Origin of the sequence: Glaciecola sp. SC05 (genome assembly GCF_041380235.1) — a bacterium.
Lineage (GTDB): Bacteria > Pseudomonadota > Gammaproteobacteria > Enterobacterales > Alteromonadaceae > Glaciecola.
This window is the reverse complement of the sequence record NZ_JBGIYY010000005.1, coordinates 106,178-129,456: the sequence shown is the minus strand read 5'-3', so window position 1 is coordinate 129,456 and position 23,279 is coordinate 106,178. Positions and strand designations below refer to the sequence as shown.

General features: G+C 43.5%; 15 protein-coding genes. 8 read left to right on the top strand and 7 right to left on the bottom strand.

What is annotated here, in order from left to right; all coding sequences use genetic code 11:
* Nucleotides 1-115 precede the first annotated feature (115 nt).
* Nucleotides 116-1,363 (bottom strand): glycoside hydrolase family 105 protein, encoded by a 1,248-nt coding sequence (locus tag AB9H30_RS06465; protein WP_371193836.1) that lies wholly within the window; start codon nt 1,361-1,363, stop codon nt 116-118.
* 358 nt (nt 1,364-1,721) lie between these two features.
* Between AB9H30_RS06465 and AB9H30_RS06460 the strand changes: the two genes are divergently transcribed.
* Both AB9H30_RS06460 and AB9H30_RS06455 read left to right on the top strand, forming a co-directional pair.
* Nucleotides 1,722-4,769, top strand: coding sequence for a TonB-dependent receptor (locus AB9H30_RS06460; protein WP_371193835.1), 3,048 nt, complete (start codon nt 1,722-1,724; stop codon nt 4,767-4,769).
* Between the two features lie 120 nt (nt 4,770-4,889).
* On the top strand, nt 4,890-5,780 hold the full coding sequence (locus AB9H30_RS06455; protein ID WP_371193834.1) for a polysaccharide lyase: 891 nt from the start codon (nt 4,890-4,892) through the stop codon (nt 5,778-5,780).
* 22 nt (nt 5,781-5,802) lie between these two features.
* Here the strand turns inward: AB9H30_RS06455 and AB9H30_RS06450 are convergent, their stop codons facing one another.
* The 6 genes from AB9H30_RS06450 to AB9H30_RS06425 form a co-directional block, all read right to left on the bottom strand.
* Nucleotides 5,803-8,073 (bottom strand): multiheme c-type cytochrome, encoded by a 2,271-nt coding sequence (locus tag AB9H30_RS06450; protein ID WP_371193833.1) that lies wholly within the window; start codon nt 8,071-8,073, stop codon nt 5,803-5,805.
* 237 nt (nt 8,074-8,310) lie between these two features.
* Nucleotides 8,311-9,609 carry a TRAP transporter large permease gene (locus tag AB9H30_RS06445; RefSeq protein WP_371193832.1) on the bottom strand — a complete coding sequence of 433 codons (1,299 nt, stop codon included), beginning with the start codon at nt 9,607-9,609 and terminating at the stop codon, nt 8,311-8,313.
* Between the two features lie 2 nt (nt 9,610-9,611).
* Entirely contained in the window at nt 9,612-10,106 is a 495-nt protein-coding gene (locus AB9H30_RS06440) for a TRAP transporter small permease (protein ID WP_371193831.1), read from the bottom strand.
* Between the two features lies 1 nt (nt 10,107).
* A complete protein-coding gene (locus AB9H30_RS06435; RefSeq protein ID WP_371193830.1) occupies nt 10,108-11,088 on the bottom strand; it encodes a TRAP transporter substrate-binding protein in 981 nt (326 codons plus the stop codon).
* A 64-nt stretch (nt 11,089-11,152) separates the two neighbouring features.
* Entirely contained in the window at nt 11,153-12,571 is a 1,419-nt protein-coding gene (locus AB9H30_RS06430) for a BNR repeat-containing protein (RefSeq protein WP_371193829.1), read from the bottom strand.
* Between the two features lie 13 nt (nt 12,572-12,584).
* On the bottom strand, nt 12,585-14,057 hold the full coding sequence (locus AB9H30_RS06425; protein ID WP_371193828.1) for a sulfatase: 1,473 nt from the start codon (nt 14,055-14,057) through the stop codon (nt 12,585-12,587).
* A gap of 147 nt (nt 14,058-14,204) precedes the next feature.
* On the opposite strand from AB9H30_RS06425, the gene AB9H30_RS06420 reads away from it, so the two are divergent.
* The 6 genes from AB9H30_RS06420 to AB9H30_RS06395 all read left to right on the top strand — a co-directional run bounded on the left by AB9H30_RS06420 (nt 14,205) and on the right by AB9H30_RS06395 (nt 22,940).
* Nucleotides 14,205-14,591 (top strand): hypothetical protein, encoded by a 387-nt coding sequence (locus AB9H30_RS06420; protein ID WP_371193827.1) that lies wholly within the window; start codon nt 14,205-14,207, stop codon nt 14,589-14,591.
* 13 nt (nt 14,592-14,604) lie between these two features.
* A complete protein-coding gene (locus tag AB9H30_RS06415) occupies nt 14,605-15,531 on the top strand; it encodes a DUF4861 family protein (protein WP_371193826.1) in 927 nt (308 codons plus the stop codon).
* A gap of 41 nt (nt 15,532-15,572) precedes the next feature.
* The gene (rhaM, locus tag AB9H30_RS06410) at nt 15,573-15,887 is read left to right on the top strand and encodes an L-rhamnose mutarotase (protein WP_371193825.1); all 315 of its coding nucleotides are present in this window, start codon (nt 15,573-15,575) and stop codon (nt 15,885-15,887) included.
* 12 nt (nt 15,888-15,899) lie between these two features.
* On the top strand, nt 15,900-18,071 hold the full coding sequence (locus tag AB9H30_RS06405; RefSeq protein WP_371193824.1) for a hypothetical protein: 2,172 nt from the start codon (nt 15,900-15,902) through the stop codon (nt 18,069-18,071).
* Nucleotides 18,072-18,119: 48 nt separating this feature from the next.
* The gene (locus tag AB9H30_RS06400; RefSeq protein WP_371193823.1) at nt 18,120-19,364 is read left to right on the top strand and encodes a glycoside hydrolase family 88 protein; all 1,245 of its coding nucleotides are present in this window, start codon (nt 18,120-18,122) and stop codon (nt 19,362-19,364) included.
* A gap of 570 nt (nt 19,365-19,934) precedes the next feature.
* A complete protein-coding gene (locus tag AB9H30_RS06395) occupies nt 19,935-22,940 on the top strand; it encodes a BNR-4 repeat-containing protein (protein WP_371193822.1) in 3,006 nt (1,001 codons plus the stop codon).
* Nucleotides 22,941-23,279 lie beyond the last annotated feature (339 nt).

Below are 23,279 nucleotides of genomic sequence, written 5' to 3'. Positions count from 1 at the left end.
TGCGTCCTGAAAAGTTAATATTTGGAAAAGCAGGATGCAACAGAGATAAAACATAATGTCTTAGGTCTGCCACGCCCGCCTTTAAGTTTTGAATAATGTAAAAATAGATAATGCGCTAGCGGCTCTGAACTAATTCAAGCATTTGAACACCGGCCAACAAAAACGCACCGGCACCATACAGTTGGGTATCATTAGCTGAGACTGCATCGGGCGCATATCCAATTTGTTGAACATAGCCCAGCATTCCATCATCTTGCTGCGATCTCAGTAATGCATTCCAACCTTTGTTTATTACAGGCATAAATTCGTCTTTTTCAAGCAGTCCATTATTTATACCCCATGCTAACCCTGCAACAAAGAATGCCGTTCCGCTACTCTCATCTGCAGTATAGATTTCTCCCGCTGCTAGCGAAACAGGCCAATAACCGTCGTCTGCTTGTTTGTCCGCAAGGCTTTTAGCCATTTTGGTATACACGTCTGCATAATAAGCATACCTAGAGTCGTCGGTATCTAATGTATCCATTATTTTAGTTATACCGGCAAACACCCAACCATTTCCTCGGCTCCAGTAGATTTTTTCACCGTTATCTTCTCTACGATCAAAAAATCGACTGTCGCGCATGTAAAGATGGTCTTTTGGATCAAATAAGTAGTCGGTTACTGCTTTAAACTCTCCATGAGCATAACTTGCATACTTATCATCCCCCGTAATTCGACTCAGATGAAACCAAACAGGCGGCGACATAAATAATGCATCAGACCAGCACCACCTTTTTTGACAGTCATGCTCATAGTCTTGGTCTCGATATTTGCCTACTGGGCCAAAATCAAGTGATGAGGTAGGTTTGTTTGCCAAGATATTTTCAAAAACGTCGAGCATAGGCTGAATTTGTTCTGGCTTTTGATCTTGGTCATATATGTGCAAATAATATTGCGCAATCACATGGTCATCAGCGTGATAGTCGCGCGGCCCAAGCAACCAGCCTTGCTGATCACCGTGAGCACGAAGATAGTCAAAGTACCCTTGATTATCGGTTGCGGTTGCCCATCTAGACAAACCCAAAAAGAACGTGCCTTGGACCCATCCTCTCGGCTCATTGGTGCGATGCACCAATGATGGTACGTATGACTCAAAATCACTCATATGCGCTAACTGCCACTGAGCAACTGCGTTAGTTGCCGATAAAATAGTCGCTTCACTTAATGCACTATTAGCTTTAGCCTCAGCCGTTTGCGTATCTTCGAAAGCATCCAATTCAGTCGCCTTAATTCGCCCTGAATCAATTGATTGAGCATCTCGCTCGCCGCACGCCATTGTTAGCAGTGCACATACAAAAACTATCGAAAACTGATTTAGTTTCATCGTTGTCTCTATCTTAAGTCATATTCAAAACATCTGATATTAAACCATATTTTAAAAGATTAAATCAAAATACGTCATTTATTTTCTATCGTCATACAGTATCAGTTGATGAAATACCTGAGCAAGAACTACAGGCATTTAGCATAATTTTTGGCAACAGGTAGACAAAAATTTTGTGTAAAGCTCTTTTAAACGGCGTTCAAAAATCCTACTGCAAAATACTCCCTAACCAATTTTGACGATTAATGAACCTTAATGACTAAATTTGATTTAATGTAAACAAATAGTTATTCTTTTGTGAAATAATAATTACAACACGAACTATTTTACAAACAAAAGACACACAAGGTGAACAAACATGAACCAGACACTAATTAAAAAATCTACTCTGGCAATTGCGATCATGAGCGCTCTGTGCGGGGCAAGCAATGTTGCGATGGCGCAATCAGCCGACGACTCAGCTAATTCTGACGAAAGCGCTGAAGTTATTGAAGTGACCGGCATTCGCTCTGCTCTCGCCAGCGCGCTCAATGAAAAACGCAATGCCGCAAATATTAAAGAAATTATAAAAGCGGAAGATATTGGTAAACTACCCGACAATAACTTAGCGGAAGTATTAGAAAACATTACGGGCGTGCAAATCAACCGAACAAATGGTGTAGGTACTGGTGTGCAGATCCGCGGCACCGGCGCAAACCGAGTTGAGATTAATGGTATCTCGACAGTCGGTTCAGGTAGTGGAAGGACGGGGATAAGCTTTGAGGATTTACCGGCTGCACTAATCGCTTCACTTGAAGTGACTAAGGCTCCAACGGCTAAAACCGTAGAGGGCTCAGTCGGCGGTACGATTAACCTGCGCACTCTTCGCGGCAACAGCTTGAAAGAACGCTTGTTGCAATTTAGAGCGCAGGGCGAAAACAGTGATCTTGCTGACTCAACAACGCCAAGATTTTCGGCGACATTCGGGGACAATTGGGAAACTGACTTTGGCAAGATAGGCGTAGTGCTTACCGGCAGTTATGCTGAACAAGACGTTGCGTCAGCTAATCCTAGGTTCGATCGTGATAGAATTGTGACTCCAGACTCTGGTCGCGGCAGCGCTGAGGACTTTCCTTTTTTAAGGACTCAATTTCTTGACCAGCCTCTTAATGCAGAGAACTACGAAACTACCAATTTAACTGCATCGTTTGAATTGCAGTCATCACAATCTATGAAGTATTACTTTGATGCCACAATTAATGATCAAGAGCGTGTTGGTACAAGTTCTCGTGCATTCTTTTCAGGTACAGGAGGTAATCCTGTTATCGATAACACAACCAATACAGGTTTTGAAACCATTAATTTAGGCAGCGTAGATGGTCGATTTGGAACACTAAACCTTGGTGAAGTCCAAGTGGTTACCAGCGGTATTTTGGGTGTGGGTTCTGAATTAGTAGGTGGCCGAGACCGGATTGATCCTAATCTTAGAACGAGCAACAGTAATTCGTCTCGCTTAACCACTAGTCGCGTATTCGCCTTCGGCGGCGAATATAGCGGCGATAAGTATGAGCTAGTTGCTGAAATAGCGTATTCAGATTCTGAAACCGATAATCCTGCGTTAAATTCATCTTTAGATTTCATTAATCCAAATGGCCCGCAAGTAGGCCCAAATACCTTTAACGATAACGGTACCCCAGCTATTTTTGCAATTGCTAATAATACTTTCGAATTTGGTATTGCACCCGGTCTACCAGAAACACCTACTGCTCAACAATTGTTAGATCCAAGTAACTATGCGTTAAGAAGCATAGGCGAAGGTTTAAGAACTAGAGAGGCCAGTGAGGCAGCTTTCAGAGTAGACTATACCTATGACATTTCTGATAAGGGTACTATTTTTACCGACATTAATGCAGGCTTTCGCTGGAACAGCACGACTAATACTACCGATAATTCGTCTTCAAATAATAGCTTCGGTAACTGGGATCGACCCAGAGCAAGCTTATTTTCAGATATAGTAACGCCAGGAGCGAATAACTTTAATGGCGCGGATAATCGGGAACTTTTCATCGCTGATTATCTGATTATCGATAATGCAGTCTCGTTTAATGACCCAGAATTTGTGACCGAGACGATTAATAATGCAATTATTGCTAACAATGCATTAGCTGGTTCGGATGTGAATTCACTTCTTTCTGTACCAACTACTCAAATTTCTTCATTCTTTGACATTAAAGAAAAAACCTCTGCTTTCTATGTTCAGGGGGATTATGAAATCGAAGTGGGCGAGATAATAATCGGCGGTAACATCGGTGCACGCTATGTTTCTACTGACCTGACTTCAAACGGCACGGTTGAAGTAGGCGGTGTCATCACGCCAACTTCTGAGCAATCTAACTATCAGTTTTTACTGCCCAGACTTAACATTGCCGCAGAAGTTATGGATGATCTAATTGTAAGAGTAGGCGTTGGTAAAGACATTCGCAGACCCGACTTTGACTCTTTATCTACTTCAGCAAACTTCGGTGCGAGTGCCTCCGGTACCGTCAGCATAGGTAATCCATCATTAGAACCTGAGCAAATTTGGTCTTACGATCTTGCCATGGAATATTATTTTTCACCCTCAAGTTTCGTAAGTATCGGTCTATTCCATAAAGAAAGGACCGATCTGATTACAACGATACAGGATGAGCCAGATGAACCCATCGGTCCAACTGGCCAAATCGAGCGAGATGTAACCGCTCCTTGTGAGGGCGGCGGTATTTTTAACCCTAATGTCCCGGCGGAAAACTACAATGTATTCTCAAGCCGAACCGACACTACCGGTATTTGTGTAGCTAGAAGCAGTCAAATAAATGCCGGCGGCACCGAAACCCAAAGTGGTGTCGAACTGGCGGCGCAGTATGATCTAGCTGCTTTTGAAGATTCCTTAGGCTGGGCATCAGGGTTTGGAGTGATTGCAAACTATACATATCAAGAATCGGGTGCCGCACTCGACGAGTTTAGAGAAGCCTCGGCACCTATCAATCAACTGTTGGGACGAACAGATACTAATAACAGTACACCAAGCTTGGCAGATGACGTGGTTACTGAACGTATTACCCTCGATAATCTATCGGAAAACTCGTTTAACTTTACTCTGTTTTACGATAAGCATGATATCAACGTACGTGTACGCTATACATGGCGCGATGCATTTACAGAAACTCTAAATCGTATGAGATTTAACATTCCACCAGTTGTTGGTGCGCGTGGACAGCTCAACATGAGTGCTAGCTACGCGGTAAACGAGACCTTTACGGTAGGGATTGAAGGGGTAAACCTCACGCAAGAAGATCGCACAAGATGGTGTTTCAATGAGGATACCTTATTGTGTGAACAAAGCTTAACCGATCGCCGCATTACGCTTGGCGTTACTGGTAAATTTTAGGCAATAGAAGGCGAAATAATACTTCGCTAAAAAACTCCAACTTAAGGTTGGAGTTTTTTTTGAGAAAAAGGTTTTCCGGTTTATCCTTCTCCAAGAAACAAGAATATATGAGGAATTGTCATGAAGCGTTTTTCGCAGCTACTTAACGTTGAGGCGTTTAAAAACAGTGTACAAGCAGTCTGTCTGTTTACTGCTTTGGCGTTTATTAGTGCATGTCATAGCGGTAAATCACTCGACACAAACGATCTAAACGCTAACAACCGTCAGAGCCTGCCAAGCAAGGAATCATCTGCACATAGCAATCTGGTATTTGCGCAAAATTTTGAACAGTTGAGTCTTGGAGCAGTTAACGATAAGCAGCTAAAGGCGCTAATGCCGAGTGTAGAATGGAGCAACTTAAATCATCATGTTGAAATATCAAAAGATCCCATTCAAGGGCAGGTCTTGAGAGTACGCTATCCAAAGGATGGTGTTGGCCCGCGAAATTCTGGTGGCCAATTTAACTATCGAGTTCCTCCTAAAAATGAGTATACACTTAGCTATAAACTGTTTTTTGAAGAAGGTTTTGAGTTTGTTCTCGGCGGCAAGCTGCCCGGACTCACCAGCGGTGGAGAAACCTATACCGGCGGTGTTCATCCAACTGAAGGCCAAGGCTGGAGCGCACGCTATATGTGGCGAAAAGAAGGCAAAGCAATGGTATATCTCTATTATGTAGAGAACAAAGGCCCTTGGGGAGAAAACTTGGTCCTCAAAGATATAAAGTTTCAAAGCGGGCAATGGTATGAAATAACTCAAAGGATTAAACTCAACGACCCGGACAGCAGTAATGCCGAACTTCAAGTCTGGATAAACGGCAAGCCAGTTTTAGACAAGCGTAACTTTCGTTTAAGAATTGGCGAGCAAGGTAAAATCAACTCACTATACTTTTCGACTTTTTTTGGCGGCAGTAAAGCAGAGTGGGCGCCTAGCAAGGATGTTTATATTCGTTTTGACGATTTTAAACTGCTTTAAATCATGGTGTAGCTAAACTTAGTTATTGTTGCTGAAACCAAATAAAGTCATCTCGCGAACGAATTTTTTGGGCAAGGTACAAACCTAGCTCTTTTAGGTTCCGATTATCGTGTTGATATTTGGGCAGTAATAGTCTTAATTCACTTATCGCACGCTCTGGCTCCCCTAAACCATCAATCGCTAACACGTAAGTGTAAGCAAGCACAGCATTTTGAGGATCAAGTTCAATGCTTCTTGCAAACAAATCCAAGGCTTGTGATAAGTGCTTTTGACGCACTTTATGTAAGCCATAAGAATAGGTGATATCGGCTGATTCAGGAATATTTTGCATACCCCGCTCCAATACTTGCGCAACCACCTCTTCTCTAGACTGAGCACGATATAAGTCTGCCAAGTTAACATATGCCGAGGCGAAAAATGGATCATGCTCAGTGGAACCTAGCAAAAGCCGCTCAGCCTTTTCCTCTTCGCCTTCTTGTAGCCATATATTGGAGAGATTCACCCTACCCTCTCCGCGCCACGCAGAGTTGTCTGAGGCTTCAATTAGCTCATCAAAAGCCATTTTGAAAAGCAATGTGTTTTTACTCGCAATATCGAGAGAAATGAGATGTTTAGCCGCTTCGGTTCGAACTGCCTTTTTACTGTCTTGCAGCAATGGCGATAATAAAGCTACCCGCTCGGCTTCAGGCACCATGTTACCGACTCTAGCTGCTGCCAATCTAATTAAGTCATCTGAATCAGACACGAGCGCTTTTAAGTTGCTTGCAAGTAACTGACCGGCGCTCTGACTGAGCATTTCTATTGCGCTTGCCCTTGTGATAGCGTTAATACTATTGTCATAGGCAATCAGCAAGTGGTCTTGTAAGCTGATTCGTTGGCCATGACGCAACTTAAGTAAATTATTGAGATTATTGCTAAGGCTATCAGGTTTGCCATTCCAAGCCTCTAAGGCTTGAGCCGCCCACTGATTGGATTGATCGCTATGGCAAGCAACACAAGCATTAGGAGTATCAAATTTGTCGGAGAGATCCGGCCGCGGTATTTTAAAACTGTGGTCTCTGCGGGCATCCACTCCCATATAAATTTCGTCGGGCATGTGGCAATTTACGCATTTCGCTCCTTCAGTGTTTGCCGGATGACGATGATGCTGGGGAGTGTCAAAGGTATCGGCTACATGGCACTGTAGGCATAAGCCGTTGCCTTCAACCTTCAGCTTCATGGTATGTGGGTCGTGACAATCCAAGCAGTTTACGCCTTCTCGATACATTTTACTTTGCAAAAATGAACCATAAACATAGACCTCTTCTTTAATCTGGCCATCAGCATAATACGCAGGTGGAGTAATAAATTGGGGAGTGAAATTATCTAAAAATGCCGTATTGGCTTTAAAACCATCGGTTAATGGTGCTCTAAGTGAATGACATGCGTAACAATTGTCCATAAACGCATTATCGCGCTCTGGCCCTTGCCATGAGACTGTTTCGTTACCGCTTTCTAAATACCAATAGCCTTCTTCTTTTTGCTTCGTGTAAGCCTTATGCAGGCTGCTATCAATTTGCATGTTGCTTGAGCTTTGTCCTTTGACGGGATGTTGCTTCCCCCAAACTTTAGGATCTATACCATGACATGAAACACAGCCAACATTGATGCCACTGAAACGGGTGTCAAAGGTGTTAGCAATTGGCTCATAATTACGCTCAAGTTCATCTGAATGGCAATCGGCGCACATTCCATTCCAATTTTGTAAGGGTTGACGCCAATGCAGGCGATCTTGCTTGCTCACTTCATGGGTATACAAATGATACCAACGTTGACCTCCCTCTAACTTGCTTCGAGCGTCCCAAGCAAAAGGCAAAACTTGCAGTCGTCCACCATCAGTCTCTACTAAGTACTGTTGGAGAGGGTCATAACCGAAGGTGTATTTAACCGTAAAGGTTTGACCTTTATCATCTTTGCTGTCTTTGATAGTCGCCTTGTACTGATGGCCATCTTCAAAAAAGAATGCCTCCTGTGCAAAGTGCTTTGCGCTTTGATTGTTAAAGTTGCCTAACACCGTATCTTTGCTCGGCAAATTCATAGCTTTCGCATGATCCGACTTCTGCCAATGCTGAGTTTCCGATTGATGGCAAGCTACGCAATCTTGGCTAGTATAGGCGCTATATCCGACCGCTGGAGTTGGTTCAGAAATAGAATCTTGATAGGTTTCAGCCTGGTTGGACGCTAGTGCCTCTGCTCCTTGTACTGACGATGCAGCTATAAGTAGGATACCGAAAAGGCAAGCCTCTAACAGCATGCGGACTCGCGCCATGCAACGACGGTAGAAACTTCTAATCTGGTCGCTGCGGCTAACGCAATATCTATAGCAATACCAGATTTTTATAAAGCTTGAAAACAAACGCTCGCGTTCCTTTTATATTTGATAAAGACGGCATTCCTGATTGAAGCTGGAAATGGTAACGACAGAATGCGGTTTCTTGCTTGGTTTGCCACCAGTAAACAGACCACAAGTTGTGCCCTGTTTACCAAGCTCTTAATACAACCCAAAGAACTTAGGTAAAAATTCACTGATGCTCGGCACATATGTCACCAGCATTAACACAATAAACATCGCAAGATATAATGGCATTAACGGTTTGATAATTTTCCCGATGGTAGTTTTTGCCACCGCGCAACTTACAAACAGCACTGATCCAACTGGAGGAGAACACAAGCCAATGGATAAATTAAGCACTATCATGATACCAAAATGCAGTGGCGACATTCCAAGCTCAACTGCAACCGGCAAAAAGATTGGCGTGAAAATTAATACCGCAGGCGTCATATCCATAAATGCACCTACAACAAGCAAGGTGATATTAATAATCAGCAAAATAAGAATAGGATTATCACTTAAAAACAACAAAAACTCGGTAATGGCCTGAGGTATGTTTTCATATGATAAAATCCACGACATGGCCGATGATGCGCCAATAAGTAGCATCACGATAGCGGTAGTCTCACCTGCTTTTAACAATATATCAGGTAGTTGCTTAACACTCACTTCACGATAAATAACAACCGCTAGCAGTAACGAATAAATCACCGCAACCGCTCCCGCTTCAGTGGGAGTAAACACACCGCCAATAATCCCGCCAATAATGATAAAGATCAAAAATAAACTAGGCAACGCGGCTAGGACTTTGCTCAGCACAACTTTTACCGGCAGGCGAGCCTCGGTGGGATAACCTTTAAGCTTTGCGTAACCTGCACATACAATCATCAGCGAAAGTGCCACTAAAATACCCGGTAAATACCCTGCAACAAACAGTGCTGCAATCGACACGCCGCCGCTTGCAATAGCATAAATAATGAGGATGTTACTAGGAGGAATGAGCATACCTGTGGTTGAAGCAGCCCCAGTGACCGCAGCGCTGAAGTTACGGTCGTAGCCCTTTTTTTCCATTTCGGGGATCATAAAACTCCCGATTGCGCTGGTAGCGGCAACCGCAGAGCCCGATATAGAACCAAACAGCGTACAAGATAAAACGTTAACCAATGCTAAACCGCCTGGTAGCATACCAATTAATGCCATGGCACATTCAATAAGACGACGAGCAATACCGCCCTGCCCCATGATTAAGCCCGATAGTATAAAAAACGGAATGGCCAGTAATGCAAAGGTATTGATGCCACCGGCTAAACGCTGGGCAATGGTGGTGGCGGCTGGAATGGCATCGATGCTGAACAACATAGTGACTAGCGTAGCAATGCCTATGCTGAACGAAATAGGCACATTTATTAATAACAGCACACAAAAAACAACTAATAAGATAATACCTGCAAACTCCATACTTAAACTCCTTCTTTGCTGCGGCTTAGCATTGGCACTAGCTCACTTAGTTTAACGACTGAAAAAAATACGATTAAGCCCCCCGAAATCGGAATAGCAAGGTAGACATAAGCCATTTTAATTTGCATTGCAGCCGAGATTTGTACCGGCTCTAAGGTCAGCGATACCAGAGATATACCGCCCAGCACCATTACCACTATCGCAAAACCCATTATTAGTAGATGAGCAAGTATTGCTACCAAGGTGTGTGGTATGGCACTGAGTTTATTTGTAACAATATCGAGCCCCAGGTGAGCGTTGCTGTAATAGCCATAAGCTCCCCCAAATAAGCCGATCCAAATCAGCAAAAATCTCGCCAACTCTTCGGTAATAGAGCTAGAGGAGCCCAATACAAAGCGTGAAAACACCTGAATACTAACCACCACTACAATACCTGCGAGCAACGCAATAATCAGTTGCTTAAGCACGGCAACTACCATGTTTTGAAGACTTCCCATGCTATTGCTCCTCTTTTACGTTTCTGATTCGTTCAATGTAATCGCCAATGGCGGTACCTTTATACCCCTCATATAGCGGAGCAAGCGCATCTACGAAAGGTTGTTTGTCAGGGTATATCACTTCAACTCCTGCCGCTTTAACTTCACGTAACGAGCGTTCTTCTAGTTCTTTCCAGAGCTTTTTTTGGAGCTCAATAGAATCGTCTACCGCCATTTGCAACCATGTTTGCTGCTGCTCAGTCAAGTTGTCAAAGATATGCTTACTGGCAACAATTACATCAGGCACCGCGGTGTGTTCATCTAACACATAATACTTGGATATTTCGTAATGACGGGATAAAAAGAATGACGGCGGATTGTTTTCTGCGCCATCAACAACGCCTTGCTGAAGCGCAGCATATAGCTCTCCGAAAGAGATAGGAGTAGCTGTTCCGCCCATGGTGTTGACCATGGCTACGGCACTTGGACTCTGCATTACACGAATTTTCATACCCGGTAAATCGGCTGGTGACTCAACTTTTTTGTCAGTGGTGTAAAAGCTTCGGCTTCCCGCATCATAGTAGCCTAGACCGGTTAAATGTGCTTTTTGGGTATAGCTCAAAATTTCCCTACCAATTTCACTTTCAAGCACTTGCCAGCGATGAGCATTGTCGCGAAATAAATATGGAACGCCATACACTTTCATCTCAGGGACAAAACCCTCTATCGCAGCTGCTGACACTTTCGTCATCGCCAAGCTGCCTATCTGCAGCAGTTCAAGCATTTCACGCTCGCTGCCTAATTGAGCATTCGGATAAAGTTTAATTTGCATCGTGTTGTTAGAGTAAAGCGCAAGTTGGTCACCCATGTGGTCCATCGCTTTGTGCACACTATGTTCCATATCTAACGAATGTCCTATGCGCAATATCACCGTGTCGTCTTGCTTTACGCAAGCAGACAACACCACCACGCAGCATAAAACCAAGTATTTAAATTTTGTCATTTACTTCTCCAACATTTACACGCCGTCATAAGAATATATCTAGTAAGCATTATTTCACGCAACCTTATTTATGTTTTACTTCATGTAGCAGCAACACCGTTGGATCAGGAATAAACACATGTGCTCTATCTCTATTGCCAGGCTGACCATACCATGAAAGGTAGTATCGGATGTCATTCGGGCCTGTATCTCCGACCCCATTGAATACCCTTAGCTCGAGAGGAAGCTCGGTAGAGTCAAATATATTGCGATTTGCTTGCTGAGCAATACTGTCTATTTGTGCTGGATAAAGCTCGGCATTTTCCGTACGTACCGTCTGCAAAGTCTCTGCATCAAGCACAAAACGAATGATCTTATCGTCGCGGCGTACCACCACGCCAATGTGGTTTTCATTTAATATGGCGGGTGCAAAAGGCTCTATGGGGAATCTACCAAGCGAGCCTCCACCACCGAAATCCCATCTAAACCCGGTCCAATCGCTTACTTTAACGATATTCCATATTTTACCTTCCTTGCGTGCAACATACATTTGCGTGTAACCATTTTCATCATATTTATGGTAGGAAATCACCTGACGCTGTTGTTGGTCAAAGCCCAATTTAACGTTATTGTTTATCATCCCGCCTAGGGGCGGCACCGGGTCGACAACTTCAGTGTGTTTGAGGGTCAATGGCAGCGCAATAGGCCTGCCATTTGAATCTTCCCAACTTACTAAGTCAGGACTGCGCGCATAAGATAAACTATGATTGGTTGAGGCATCGGGAGTATCGCGCCACACCCAAATTAAGTGGAAATTACCATCAGGACCTAATATTGGACCTTCAAAATAACCGCTCATTTTGCCTTCACCATCTAAAAATTGGTCAGTATGTAATCGCGACCATGACTGAGTATCAACGTCATATATATTATAAATTTCATTGCCATTCCCACTGCCACCATCGCGATATTTAATCAGCAGCTCATTATTTTTGTTTAGCATAAAAATAGGGTAGGTAACGCGGCGCTCAATTGCTTGTTCAACCATAATCTCTATGCGTTTAAGAGAGCGCACGTTATAGGGTTCACTCATTCTAAAATATTCAATTGGATCACCATGCATGTTACCCGTTACGTGCAGATAACCCGCACTATCTAACTCCATCGTGACATAATTATGGCTATCCCAACCTAAGTAACTATCGACTTTGTAGTAACGCCAAGGTTTGCCAATCAAACGATGAGCAATAGTCATTTGCCGGTTGGCGTCGAAATATGCAACAAACTGATGCTTGCCTCGAGTCAACAAAAAAGGCTTAATGCGATGTCCAGACCATGCATTATCGATTGCCATAGATTCGACCATGAACTGTTCATCGCTATTCGCATTTGCTTTTTTGATGTTCAGCGAGCCGGCGGCTAACAAACAAAACATGGCAAATAAAAAAGCAACGTATAATCTGGTCGATGCCTTGCTTTTATGATTTTTAACTCGCACACCCATGTTCGCTGCTCCTCTATAAGCCAATTTTTGCTTGTTCACTCAAGTTTTTAAAATATGGATTACCTTCATAATTTGATACCACCGACCACTTTGCTGGGTCAGTTGGTACGTGCTTAATTAAGGCTTTTTTAATTTCTGCGTAATTTGGATCGTCTGCTAAATTATGCCATTCGTCTCTGTCTTGTTGATGATCGTATAGCTCTTCGCTGCCGTCCTCATAGCGAATATAGCGATATCGCTCGGTTTTTACCGCATGATTGTTTGGACCATAGGTAGTCAGTGCAACATGCTCCCATTCTTGAATGGGGTTGGTTAATAAAGGCGAGATATCATTGCCTTGGTTGGCAGGATTTTCTGGTAAGCCAGCCATTTTAACAAGCGTTGGATATAAGTCTAACAAGCTAACTGGCTTGTTTGTTACTTGCTTACCGGAGGTGGTTCGTTGATTCTTTGGTGGTTTGATAATTAATGGTGTACGTGTAGCGCGCTCCCAAAGTGTCATTTTGGCAAATTTACTTTTTTCGCCCAATGAGTAGCCATGGTCACCCCACAGCACAACGGCGGTGTCATCTGCGTATTCACTTTTGTCTAGTGCGTCAAGCACAATACCCACACATGAGTCGACAAAAGATACGCTGGCTAAATAGGCTTGAACCATGCCTTTCCATTCGTCATTTTCAATCGCCCATTCGGTGGTGGGCATCATCGGATGTTTCGAAATGGCTTTTGCAATATCGGGCACATCGTCTAAATCCTTCTGTAAAAAAGGCGGAAGGACGATCTCTTCTATTGGATGCATATCAAACCATTTTTCAGGCACATGCCATGGTACATGAGGTCTTAAAAAGCCACCCGCCATAAAAAATGGCTTGTCATGTTTGACACTTAGTTGTTGTGCTAACCACTGCGCTGAGTCGTAGTCAGGCATTTGGTCGTCTCTCTCAGGAAACGCGCCCCAATCAGTATTAGTGCGCTTATCATGCCACTTCATTCTTGTTTCGGGATAAGGCCCAAATCGCTCCACTCGGCCGCCAAAATTATCGAAGCTACCGTCAGCCACGTTTTGGTGAAAAACTTTACCAACGGCCGCAGTGTAATAGCCGTGGTTTCTGAAATATTCACTGATAAATATCGATTGCGCCGCTTTGTCATTTGCAGCTTTAATATCGTTATCTCTTACGTGCCCATAAATTCCGGTGGTAGCAGGAGAAAGTCCAGTCATTACACTGGCTCGAGATGGGCCGCATAAGGGCGCCGGTGCATGTGCATTAGCAAACACGGTGCCCTGTTCCGCAAGCCGGTCAATATTAGGGGTTTTGGTATTCGGATGGCCGCCTAAAGGGCCCACCCAGTCATTTAGGTCGTCAACAATCAGCATCAAAATGTTTGGATATTCTTTTTGGACGCGAGATAACCATTTTAAATCGCATGCAGAAAGGGTAAGCACAGCGCCTAAACCGCCTAAGACAAAATGTCGTCTCTCCATCTGAGAAGCCCCATACTATATTAATTTGTGTTGAATTGTTGTGTAAATGCTTAACAAATCGCTTACACTAAGTTTGCATTAGCAGTCATCATAGTGCAATATCAATCAATTGTGTACAATATAAAAATAAAATTTAGGGGGCGTTTAATGGGACAAACAAAACGAACGCTTTATCACGTAAAAAATGTATTACTCGTAAAAGTGTGTTCTTTCAGTATTGTCGGATTTGCTTTTTTAATCATTGGGGCATGCACCGATCTCAATGGCTTAGCAAGTCTATCAATTGAAGCAAATAGCGCCACACATAGAATATCCAATACTGATGATGTTTTTCGTCAAATAAGACTGTTTGCTAATGGCCCTAGGTCGCAAACAAATCCTTCAACACAAGACAAAGCGCAATCGTCAAGCAGCTCTGTTACCAGCAATGCACCGCTTGGAACATTGTCAGCCACCTTTACAATTGATGAACTTCAGGCGTCGAAATCAGCGTCTACAATAGGTAACGTAAATATTTTTAAAATGAATCTTTAGATAAGGGCATTGAATGAAAAAAAATCAGCATATATCAGTCAAAGCATTGCTATTTCTGGCAGTTTCAAGTGTTTTGTTTGCCGGTTGTAGCGATAACAAGGTCGAAAGCACATCTTTGCTAGCAAATGAGGTTTTGTCGTCAGAAGCAGAACCAAAGGTTATGGCATATGGTCGTTTTGTGCCTGAACGCGCCGACGACTTTGCATGGGAAAATGATAAAGTTGCGTTTCGGGTATATGGACCAGCGGCCCCTCTTAAAGGCCACTCAAGCGGAGTTGATGCATGGTTTAAGAAGGTTGATTATTCCATTATTGATAAATGGTACAAAGGCCACTTAAACGGAATTTCGTATCATGAAGACCACGGCGAAGGTTATGACCCATACCATACCGGTATAAGCCGCGGCGTTGGGGCTACCGCTATATGGGTAGATAATACTGCATATGCGGCACATAGCTTTAAAACTTATAAAGTAAACGAAAGCGGTGGCGACAAGGTTTCATTTACCTTGCAGTATGAATGGTATACCCCATTGGGCATTGTCAAAGAAATGAAGACTATTTCTATGCCTCTTGGCACACAATTATTTACGGTAGATTCAGTATTTACTTTAGATGGCGAGCCTGCTGTATTACCCATTGCCATTGGCGTAGCGACTCATGATGAAAAGGCGCAAGTATTCTTCAATGAAGAAACTGGGCGAATTTCTACTTGGGAAGTGATTCATAACTACGGTGTAGGCACAGGCGCATTGCTTGATCCAAATCGTGTAGAAGGCATTCAACACATTCCAAGTGATGTCAAAGATGAAAGTCATATTTGGATGTTCACTTCGACCGATGAGCAAGGAAGACTCTCTTATCAGGCAGGTTTTGCTTGGGAAGGTGCCGGCGAACTTACGACCAACGAGCAATGGCAACGCTATTTGGACACGCTCTGACCAAGAGCGCTATACCCAATCATTAACACAGAGTGACCATAATGGAAAAAACTGCATTTGTTATGACTTTATTACCGGGCTTTGAGGCCGAATATAAAAAGCGTCACGACGAAATTTGGCCAGAACTCGTCACTGCATTAAAGGATGCAGGAGTATCAGACTATTCAATATTTTTTGAAAGTGCTTCGAATAAGCTATTTGCGGTGCTTAAACGCTCAGACAACCATCAAATGGAACAACTACCACTTCAGCCGATTGTGCAAAAATGGTGGGCATTTATGGCTGACATTATGGAAACTCACTCTGATAACTCCCCTATTAGCACCCCAATTCAACTCTTATTTCACATGGACTAAGCGACACATAACATGAAAAAATTCATTTTACCGATGCTCATTGTTTTTGTGCAATTAAGCAGCATCAATACGGCTTATGCCAGCAACCCAGCCACTCAACCTTCGTCAATCATCGTATTAGATGCAACCGAGGATTTTGACCAGTTAGATGCGGGCAATGCGCCGTATTACATTGATAAGGGCAATGACGCATTAGGCATAGATGCTAGAAGACTTGAGTATCGCGGTCTTTTTGCACGCGCTGAAACACGCTTCAATGGGCCAAGTGGTCGATATGACCTTACAATTACGCCCATGACCGAAGAGGACGGCGAACCACTTTATCGTCTGTTGCTAAACGGCACTGTTGTCGGCACATATCGCAGCTCATATATTGGCAAAGGTAACCACCGCGATCTCACTGCAGAAACGCACACATGGCATGGCATCACAGTATCAACCGACGATGTTATTGGCATCGAATCGAACGCACATACTAACGGAGAAATTCCTGAAAACGACGGCACCGCTTGGGCGCGAGGCAGATGGCAGTCGTTATCGTTGGCACCGTCAAAAGGCTCAGCAACACCTCCTAGTAGTTTTAGTAAACATAAAGATTTATTGATTTCTCAATTTGATTTTCAACCAGATGCTGATGATGTGCACGCCGTTGCAGGCTTAGGATCAATGCTGATGCACCCAGATATGAAGGGAGTAAATCGAATGGCGGTAAAAGGCACAACTGGGCGTCAAGGTGGAGATTACATCGACGCTAGAGAATTAATGGAGTTAGCCTTTGGTCGCGAAAATTTGCATTGGACAGATGCTAAACAAAACCCTGCTGAATCGGTAAGCTTAATCCGCGATAGGGTTAAAGCAGTGCTTGCCCAAGGCGGCAATGCATGGGTACAAGAGGCTGGTCAGTCTGACTTTACTGCCCGCTGGATTGCCGCATTGATTGAGTCAGGGGTGCATGAATCCGTGATTAAAAACAATGTGATAGTGGTACAGCACAGCGCATGGAATGAAAAACAAACCACACCAGAGGCACTGGCCTATGTTAAAGACAAAGCAACGTATCAAGCCATTGCTGATGGCAACAAAGCTAAGCAGGTTTACAATCGCAAAAACCGTCGCGGTCCATTTACCCCTATCTATGTTGATGCAGATAAACGATGGCTAGCAACGGCAACTTCTGCGAATAACAGCAAAGAGCATGCACGCAAACTTTGGCAAAAAGCAGTCGAAATTATCGACCAAAACGACTTTGACGCAAAGTACTCGGTGATACCAAAAGGAGGCGTAGATTTTTCAGATAACGTTGAGATATGGTGGATACTCAACTTAGGTCAAAAAGTTTCGTCTGTGCATGCCTTTTGGGAGCGGTATGTTAGCGATGTACAGTTAGACAGCATCAAGGCACCACGTGGTCGATTAGCGATTGTCATCGATGGAAATTCTCCTGATCCTGATGATTTAGGAGCGACCCCCGTGATGTTTGGCCTATTGCAACAAGCTGAGTTATCTGATCGACTGGTGCATGTCTCGCACTCTTGCGACCTCGACCCATTTCGCACAAAGGGCCGTCAATACATAGATGCAGAAAATGAAGCGCGCAGGCAGGTTAAACTTCAGGAGTTGATTGGCAAAAGCGCAGACCTATTTGGGCCATTTAGCAACTTACGTGCCTATTATAACTGTCGCACCGAGCAAGATGCCGCAAGAGACGACTTGGTAGATGCTATCAATGCCTCGAGTGAGTCTGATCCACTCTGGATCATTGAGGCAGGAGAACCAGACTTAATTGGTTATGCCCTTGAAAAAGCTAAGCCCGAAGTTATGCCATATATACATGTTGTCTCTCATCACCCCGCTAACGACAACAGTGGTGATTATTTTGAATGGCAACAAATACTAGATTTTGGCGTAACCGAACATCAGATCGGCGATCAAAATGTGTCTTTGCAAACCCCAATAAACGATTGGGACTGGGCAAAGGACCACCCCAACACAGGCTATCGCTTTATGTGGGAAATGCTTGCCTATGCAGAGCAAGACGGAGTTGTGGACTTTCAAACCAACAAGTTTGATTGTTCAGACGCTGGGATGATTTACTGGTGGATAACCGGCGCTAATAGTGGTGGCAATAACTTTGCTAATGTGTCTGATATAAAAGATATGCTTTTACAAGAAATGACCAATTAGATTCGCGACACACATAACGTTTTTGACAAAAATAAAAGGAAGTGCTGTATGGTTTCATCTAAATATTCAATTGTTCTGCTATCCATTGCAATCGGTGGTTGTGCTGTGGATCGTTCAGAACCCGCCGATTCTAGTGCATCACAAATTATGGGGTTCAATCCTTATCAACAATCCGCAGCGTTTTGCAGTGCTGCGCTTGATGCAGCTAGCACTCAGCTAAATGACTTTCGGAATATGTACAAAGATCCAAGTCAAATACCCCGCTCTTTCAACGAAGGGGAAAATGACAACAAAGCGCGCTTGGTGCCGGCAAAAGATTGGACAAGCGGCTTTGTCGCTGGCTCATTTTGGTATGTATATGAGCATACCCAAGACGCCTCGTGGCGGGAAACTGCGCAGCAGTGGACCTATGCATTAGAAGAACAGCAGTTTCACAAGCGTACTCATGACGTGGGCTTTATCATGAACAACAGCTATGGTAACGGACTCAGGTTGACTGGCAATGAGTCCTACAAACCCATCCTTGTGCAAACCGCCGATACCCTAATGGAAAGGTTTCACCCGACTGTTGGCGCAACGTTATCTTGGAACTTTGGAACGTGGGAATTTCCTGTCATTATCGACAATATGATGAATTTAGAGCTACTATTTGAAGCCACTAAATTTACCGGCGATGCAAAGTACTCCGAAGCCGCTATCTCACATGCCACTGTTACTATGAATAACCATTTTAGGCCCGACTATAGCTCCTATCATGTAGTGGACTATAGCAAGACCACTGGGGAAGCCATTCTCAAGGAGACCCATCAAGGCATTAATGATCAATCTGATTGGGCGCGTGGGCAAGCATGGGGTGCTTATGGCTACACCATGATGTATCGCTACACAAAAGATAAAAAATTCTTAGAACAAGCTAAAAACATCGCAAATTTTTACTTAAGCCACCCTAACCTACCTGCCGATAGCGTGCCATATTTTGACTTTGATGCGCCAGATTTTGAAGATGTGCCAAATTATAGAGATTCTTCCGCGGCCTCTTTGATGGCCAGTAACTTACTAGAGCTTGCCGAATATGTTGAAAAAGCAGACGCGGATAGATACCGCAAAGCGGCACTAGATATGCTGGTTAGCTTAAGCACACCGGCTTATCTCGCAGCTAAAGGTGAAAACGGTAGTTTCTTATTGAAGCAAGCCACCGGTAACTATCCTCGCAATGATGAATTAAGCGGGGCATTAAACTACGCGGATTATTATTATCTCGAAGCACTGCTTCGTTGTAAAAAAACACTGTAAAAAGATAGATGAGCTCACGTACTTTGTGGGCTCATTGCTTATCCAGTATTTTCTCGGTATTTCTGTACCGATCAAGTTTAGCCAGAGCGCTCCTCTGTGTTCAACCTAGCCACACTTTCTCCACAGGCACACTTTTCAACATTAGTCAGCTAGTCATCATGTGTGTCATTTTTATTCTATTGATTGCTGCTCGAGTGTTAACTGTTTACAGATTAACAGCCTTTTAGTGCCCATACTTAGCCTGGTTCACGTCAACACCACTACTTTACAATCATGCTTAATTAATTAATCGCAGATATATCGTTAACCACAATCTGTGTATTGCCAAATTATGCTGCAATCTTCTGGTTAATTTAATCATGCACTGTATTTCATCGGTTTCAAAGTTGATAAATTTTATTATGTAAATTATTCCCCAACATTTTAAAATATAAAATTCATAAGCATTTCATGATGCCACCACAATTAAAATCATAAATAGTCAAAACACTTCACTTTTAACCATTTTGTGTCATAATCACCTTTCGCAACAAAATATAAACATATTTATAACAAAATCGGGATGGAATAATGGACAAAAACAATTCAAGCTTTTCAGGCATGATAGTTAAGCTCAGCAAGGGCTTATGCATAGGCGCATTGCTCATAAGCGCGGCGCAAACACATGCGCAAGTGACTCTAGAAACCCAAGTTAAAATCTCTGACGATGGCTTACACTTTAATGGCAAAGACCTAAACTTTGGCAATTTAGACACGGCAAGCACCGACCCTGATATCTATGACTATTTCTTTGGGCGCAATATCTCTGCCCATGGTGATGCCGTAAAAACCTACAAACACTATGTATTTATGACTTGGTACAGAGGCGGTAAAGACGACCGTCACGCAATGCTATCTCGCTATAATACGCAAACTGGGGTGGTATCAACCATTGAATTTCCGCATCGCCATACGGGCTTTAGAGGCGACCCTAATATAGGAGAGTCACATAACACCATTGGTTTAGCACTTAGTCCGTTAGATGGCACCATCCACATGGTTTACGACATGCATGCATATGATGATAATAATCATGACGGCAAGTTTAAAGATGATTTTTTTCGCTATTCTTACAGCGTCGAAAACGCAGCTGATGCCCCCGATGAAACTTTTACTTTAGACCTTTTCGTAAAAGATACGAGTGCAATCAGTCAAGGCGATGACGACTACAAGCATCTTACCATGACGGGGAACTTAGCCGACAAAGACAATTTTGCGCGGTTGACCTACCCACAATTTTTTAAAACAGACGATGGAACTCTACTGCTATATATGCGCCTAGGAGGCAATAATAACGGAGCTTATGTGTTTAACCGTTATGATCATGAAAGCAACACTTGGACGCGGTTTACAAACTTTAACCATAACAATCAAAAATCCAAAGGCAATGCCTACAATTGGGGACTGTATGGCAACATGAAGTATCTAAATGGCAAACTTCGTGTAGGTTTTCAACAGCGCTCTAGCGACAACACTGACAAATATCTATATCAAAACGGTGTGTATTACGCTTACTCAGATCACCCTCAAGGGTTTGGAGACTGGAAAAACCACAGAGGCGAAGATATGACTTGGCCATTGGTTGATTCCGACGAAATTAAAGTTTTCGAACCAGGTGATTACATTAGCCATGAAGAAAAAGACTCTGTGCATATTGTCTCTGGTTTTGACTGGACGGTTACCGAAAAAGGCGACATCCACATTATCAGTGAGCTGCGCTCAACCGATCGAAACCGTCCTGATTTTCAAGAGGTAAACATTCACTCCTATAAGCCTGCAGGGGCTGAAGATTTTATTATCTCGACAGACTTTGCTGGCGCAACCGAAATTTATACGGCTGGAGATAACGTCTATATTATTGGTTTAGACGGAGGTGTTCCTTACGTTGAAAGAGCCGTTGGCGGCACCAACAACTTTATACGTGTTTATGAGGCAAGCGACGATATCCAATTTGATCACGGTACCGTATATATTACCGATGGCAAAGTGTATTACTACTTAATGGAGCGCCCCACTAGTGGAATATCAACTGCAATGCCACTTTATCTACAAATCATAAACTTAGATATTGAGTCTGAAGCAAATGCACCAGTTGTTAGTTTTCCTGAATCGTCAATTACGGTAGAAGAAGGCTACCAGCAGTTGTCTTTTAGAGTGGAAGCCATCAGTCCAGTTGAAGGTCGAGATATCACGCAAGTTGATTTGTACATCAACGATAGATTTATTCGCACCGATTCCGCCGCCCCTTTTATATGGGGGCATATGAGCAAGCCTACTGAATTGCTTGGTTTACCCGCCGGTCGACACACGTTTAGAGCCGTTGCGACAGACTCCGAGGGTGCGCAAGGCATAGCCACGATGGGAATGGTTGTAAATTCTAACAAGCCAAGCGTGGCTTTTGCCAGTGAGGCAATGACGGTTGACTTAGGATACGAAAAACTCACATTAGGCATTGAAGCCCAAGCAACTGTAGAGGGCCGTACTATCGAATCAGTAACTTTGTTCTTGAATGACCAAAAAGTGCGGACAGACGACTCGGTACCTTATTTGTTTGGTCACGGCAGTAGACCGCATGAAACCGGCGCGATGGGTTGGCTTGAGAGGCATGCGCCCAATCCTAATCCATTAGGCGCAGGTGTGCATACTTTTAAAGCGGTCGCGCTTGACAGCGAGGGCGTTGAAAATGAAGCAACAATGACACTTACAGTTAGAGGCTTGCCGGAGCCTCCTATTGTTGCTTTTCCTAAAGCTGTAGTGACCGTTACTGAAGGTTATGAAAAACTCTCAATCACATTGCCTGCTGAATCTCCGGTTGAGGGACGCACCATCGACTCTGTTACTCTTTATCGCAATGGTGAACTCGTTCGTGTCGATACCCGCTCACCATGGAATTTTGGCCACTCATTTGCGCCTTACGAATTTGGCGCAATGGGCTGGTTAGAGAGACATGAGCCAAACCCAAATCCATTAGGCGTAGGCACTCACACATTTAGAGCCGTTGCTAAGGATAATACTGGTTTAGAGGGCGAGGCACTGATGACACTGATTGTTGAGGCACTTCCAGCGCCAACTATCAGTTTTGTTGAATCGGACGTTGAGCTAATTGAGGGATATGACGCATTATCTGTTTCAGTAAATGTTGAAACAGCTGCAGAGTCAATTGATGTAGTCAGCGTTGCCCTCTATATCAACGATAGCTTTGTTCGCGAAGCCCTAGAAGCACCCTATACTTGGGGCGGTGAAAACAATGCATCTGAGTTATTGGCTCTTCCGGCTGGCATGTATGTATTCAAAGCGGTTGTTACCGACAGTAATAACGGTATAAGCGATGCATCTATGCGCGTGGACATAGCGATGCTGGGTGATTTAGACCGGGATGGCGACATTGACGTCGTTGACGTGAAATCATTTGCACTAGCAATGTCGAGAGGCGAAGTAAGCGATATGCGATACGATTTTAACAATGATGGACTACTTAATCGGCAAGACACTCGCGCAATGGCGTTATTATGCACACGCACACGCTGCGCTCAATAATCTTTATTATTTTACAATAACTACACAATCGTAAAGATGGTGTAGTTATTGTAATTACTGTTGATTCGAATAACCCACAAGTCTGCACGCAATGATTAAATAGTATTGATCAAGTTACACAAGGCGTAGCTGATTCTATAAATGTGCTAGACCATTTACTGCCAATAGTTACACGTTCACCAATGCAAACTTCCCCGGTAGCTTTATCATTACTCATTAGTGATAGCGCCAAGTATTGCTCAGCCGTGAAAATAAGCCTAAAACACAATATTGATAGGAAGAAGTCAGCTATAAATAAAGCCAACTGATGGAAAAACACCAACATCTGCATACCGAAAA

What these genes read in the sequence shown, in the direction of transcription:
- AB9H30_RS06465 (WP_371193836.1), bottom strand. Translation starts at nt 1,363, where the DNA reads ATGAAACTAAATCAGTTTTCGATAGTTTTTGTATGTGCACTGCTAACA.
- AB9H30_RS06460 (WP_371193835.1), top strand. Translation starts at nt 1,722, where the DNA reads ATGAACCAGACACTAATTAAAAAATCTACTCTGGCAATTGCGATCATG.
- AB9H30_RS06455 (WP_371193834.1), top strand. Translation starts at nt 4,890, where the DNA reads ATGAAGCGTTTTTCGCAGCTACTTAACGTTGAGGCGTTTAAAAACAGT.
- AB9H30_RS06450 (WP_371193833.1), bottom strand. Translation starts at nt 8,073, where the DNA reads ATGCTGTTAGAGGCTTGCCTTTTCGGTATCCTACTTATAGCTGCATCG.
- AB9H30_RS06445 (WP_371193832.1), bottom strand. Translation starts at nt 9,609, where the DNA reads ATGGAGTTTGCAGGTATTATCTTATTAGTTGTTTTTTGTGTGCTGTTA.
- AB9H30_RS06440 (WP_371193831.1), bottom strand. Translation starts at nt 10,106, where the DNA reads ATGGGAAGTCTTCAAAACATGGTAGTTGCCGTGCTTAAGCAACTGATT.
- AB9H30_RS06435 (WP_371193830.1), bottom strand. Translation starts at nt 11,088, where the DNA reads ATGACAAAATTTAAATACTTGGTTTTATGCTGCGTGGTGGTGTTGTCT.
- AB9H30_RS06430 (WP_371193829.1), bottom strand. Translation starts at nt 12,571, where the DNA reads ATGGGTGTGCGAGTTAAAAATCATAAAAGCAAGGCATCGACCAGATTA.
- AB9H30_RS06425 (WP_371193828.1), bottom strand. Translation starts at nt 14,057, where the DNA reads ATGGAGAGACGACATTTTGTCTTAGGCGGTTTAGGCGCTGTGCTTACC.
- AB9H30_RS06420 (WP_371193827.1), top strand. Translation starts at nt 14,205, where the DNA reads ATGGGACAAACAAAACGAACGCTTTATCACGTAAAAAATGTATTACTC.
- AB9H30_RS06415 (WP_371193826.1), top strand. Translation starts at nt 14,605, where the DNA reads ATGAAAAAAAATCAGCATATATCAGTCAAAGCATTGCTATTTCTGGCA.
- rhaM (WP_371193825.1), top strand. Translation starts at nt 15,573, where the DNA reads ATGGAAAAAACTGCATTTGTTATGACTTTATTACCGGGCTTTGAGGCC.
- AB9H30_RS06405 (WP_371193824.1), top strand. Translation starts at nt 15,900, where the DNA reads ATGAAAAAATTCATTTTACCGATGCTCATTGTTTTTGTGCAATTAAGC.
- AB9H30_RS06400 (WP_371193823.1), top strand. Translation starts at nt 18,120, where the DNA reads ATGGTTTCATCTAAATATTCAATTGTTCTGCTATCCATTGCAATCGGT.
- AB9H30_RS06395 (WP_371193822.1), top strand. Translation starts at nt 19,935, where the DNA reads ATGGACAAAAACAATTCAAGCTTTTCAGGCATGATAGTTAAGCTCAGC.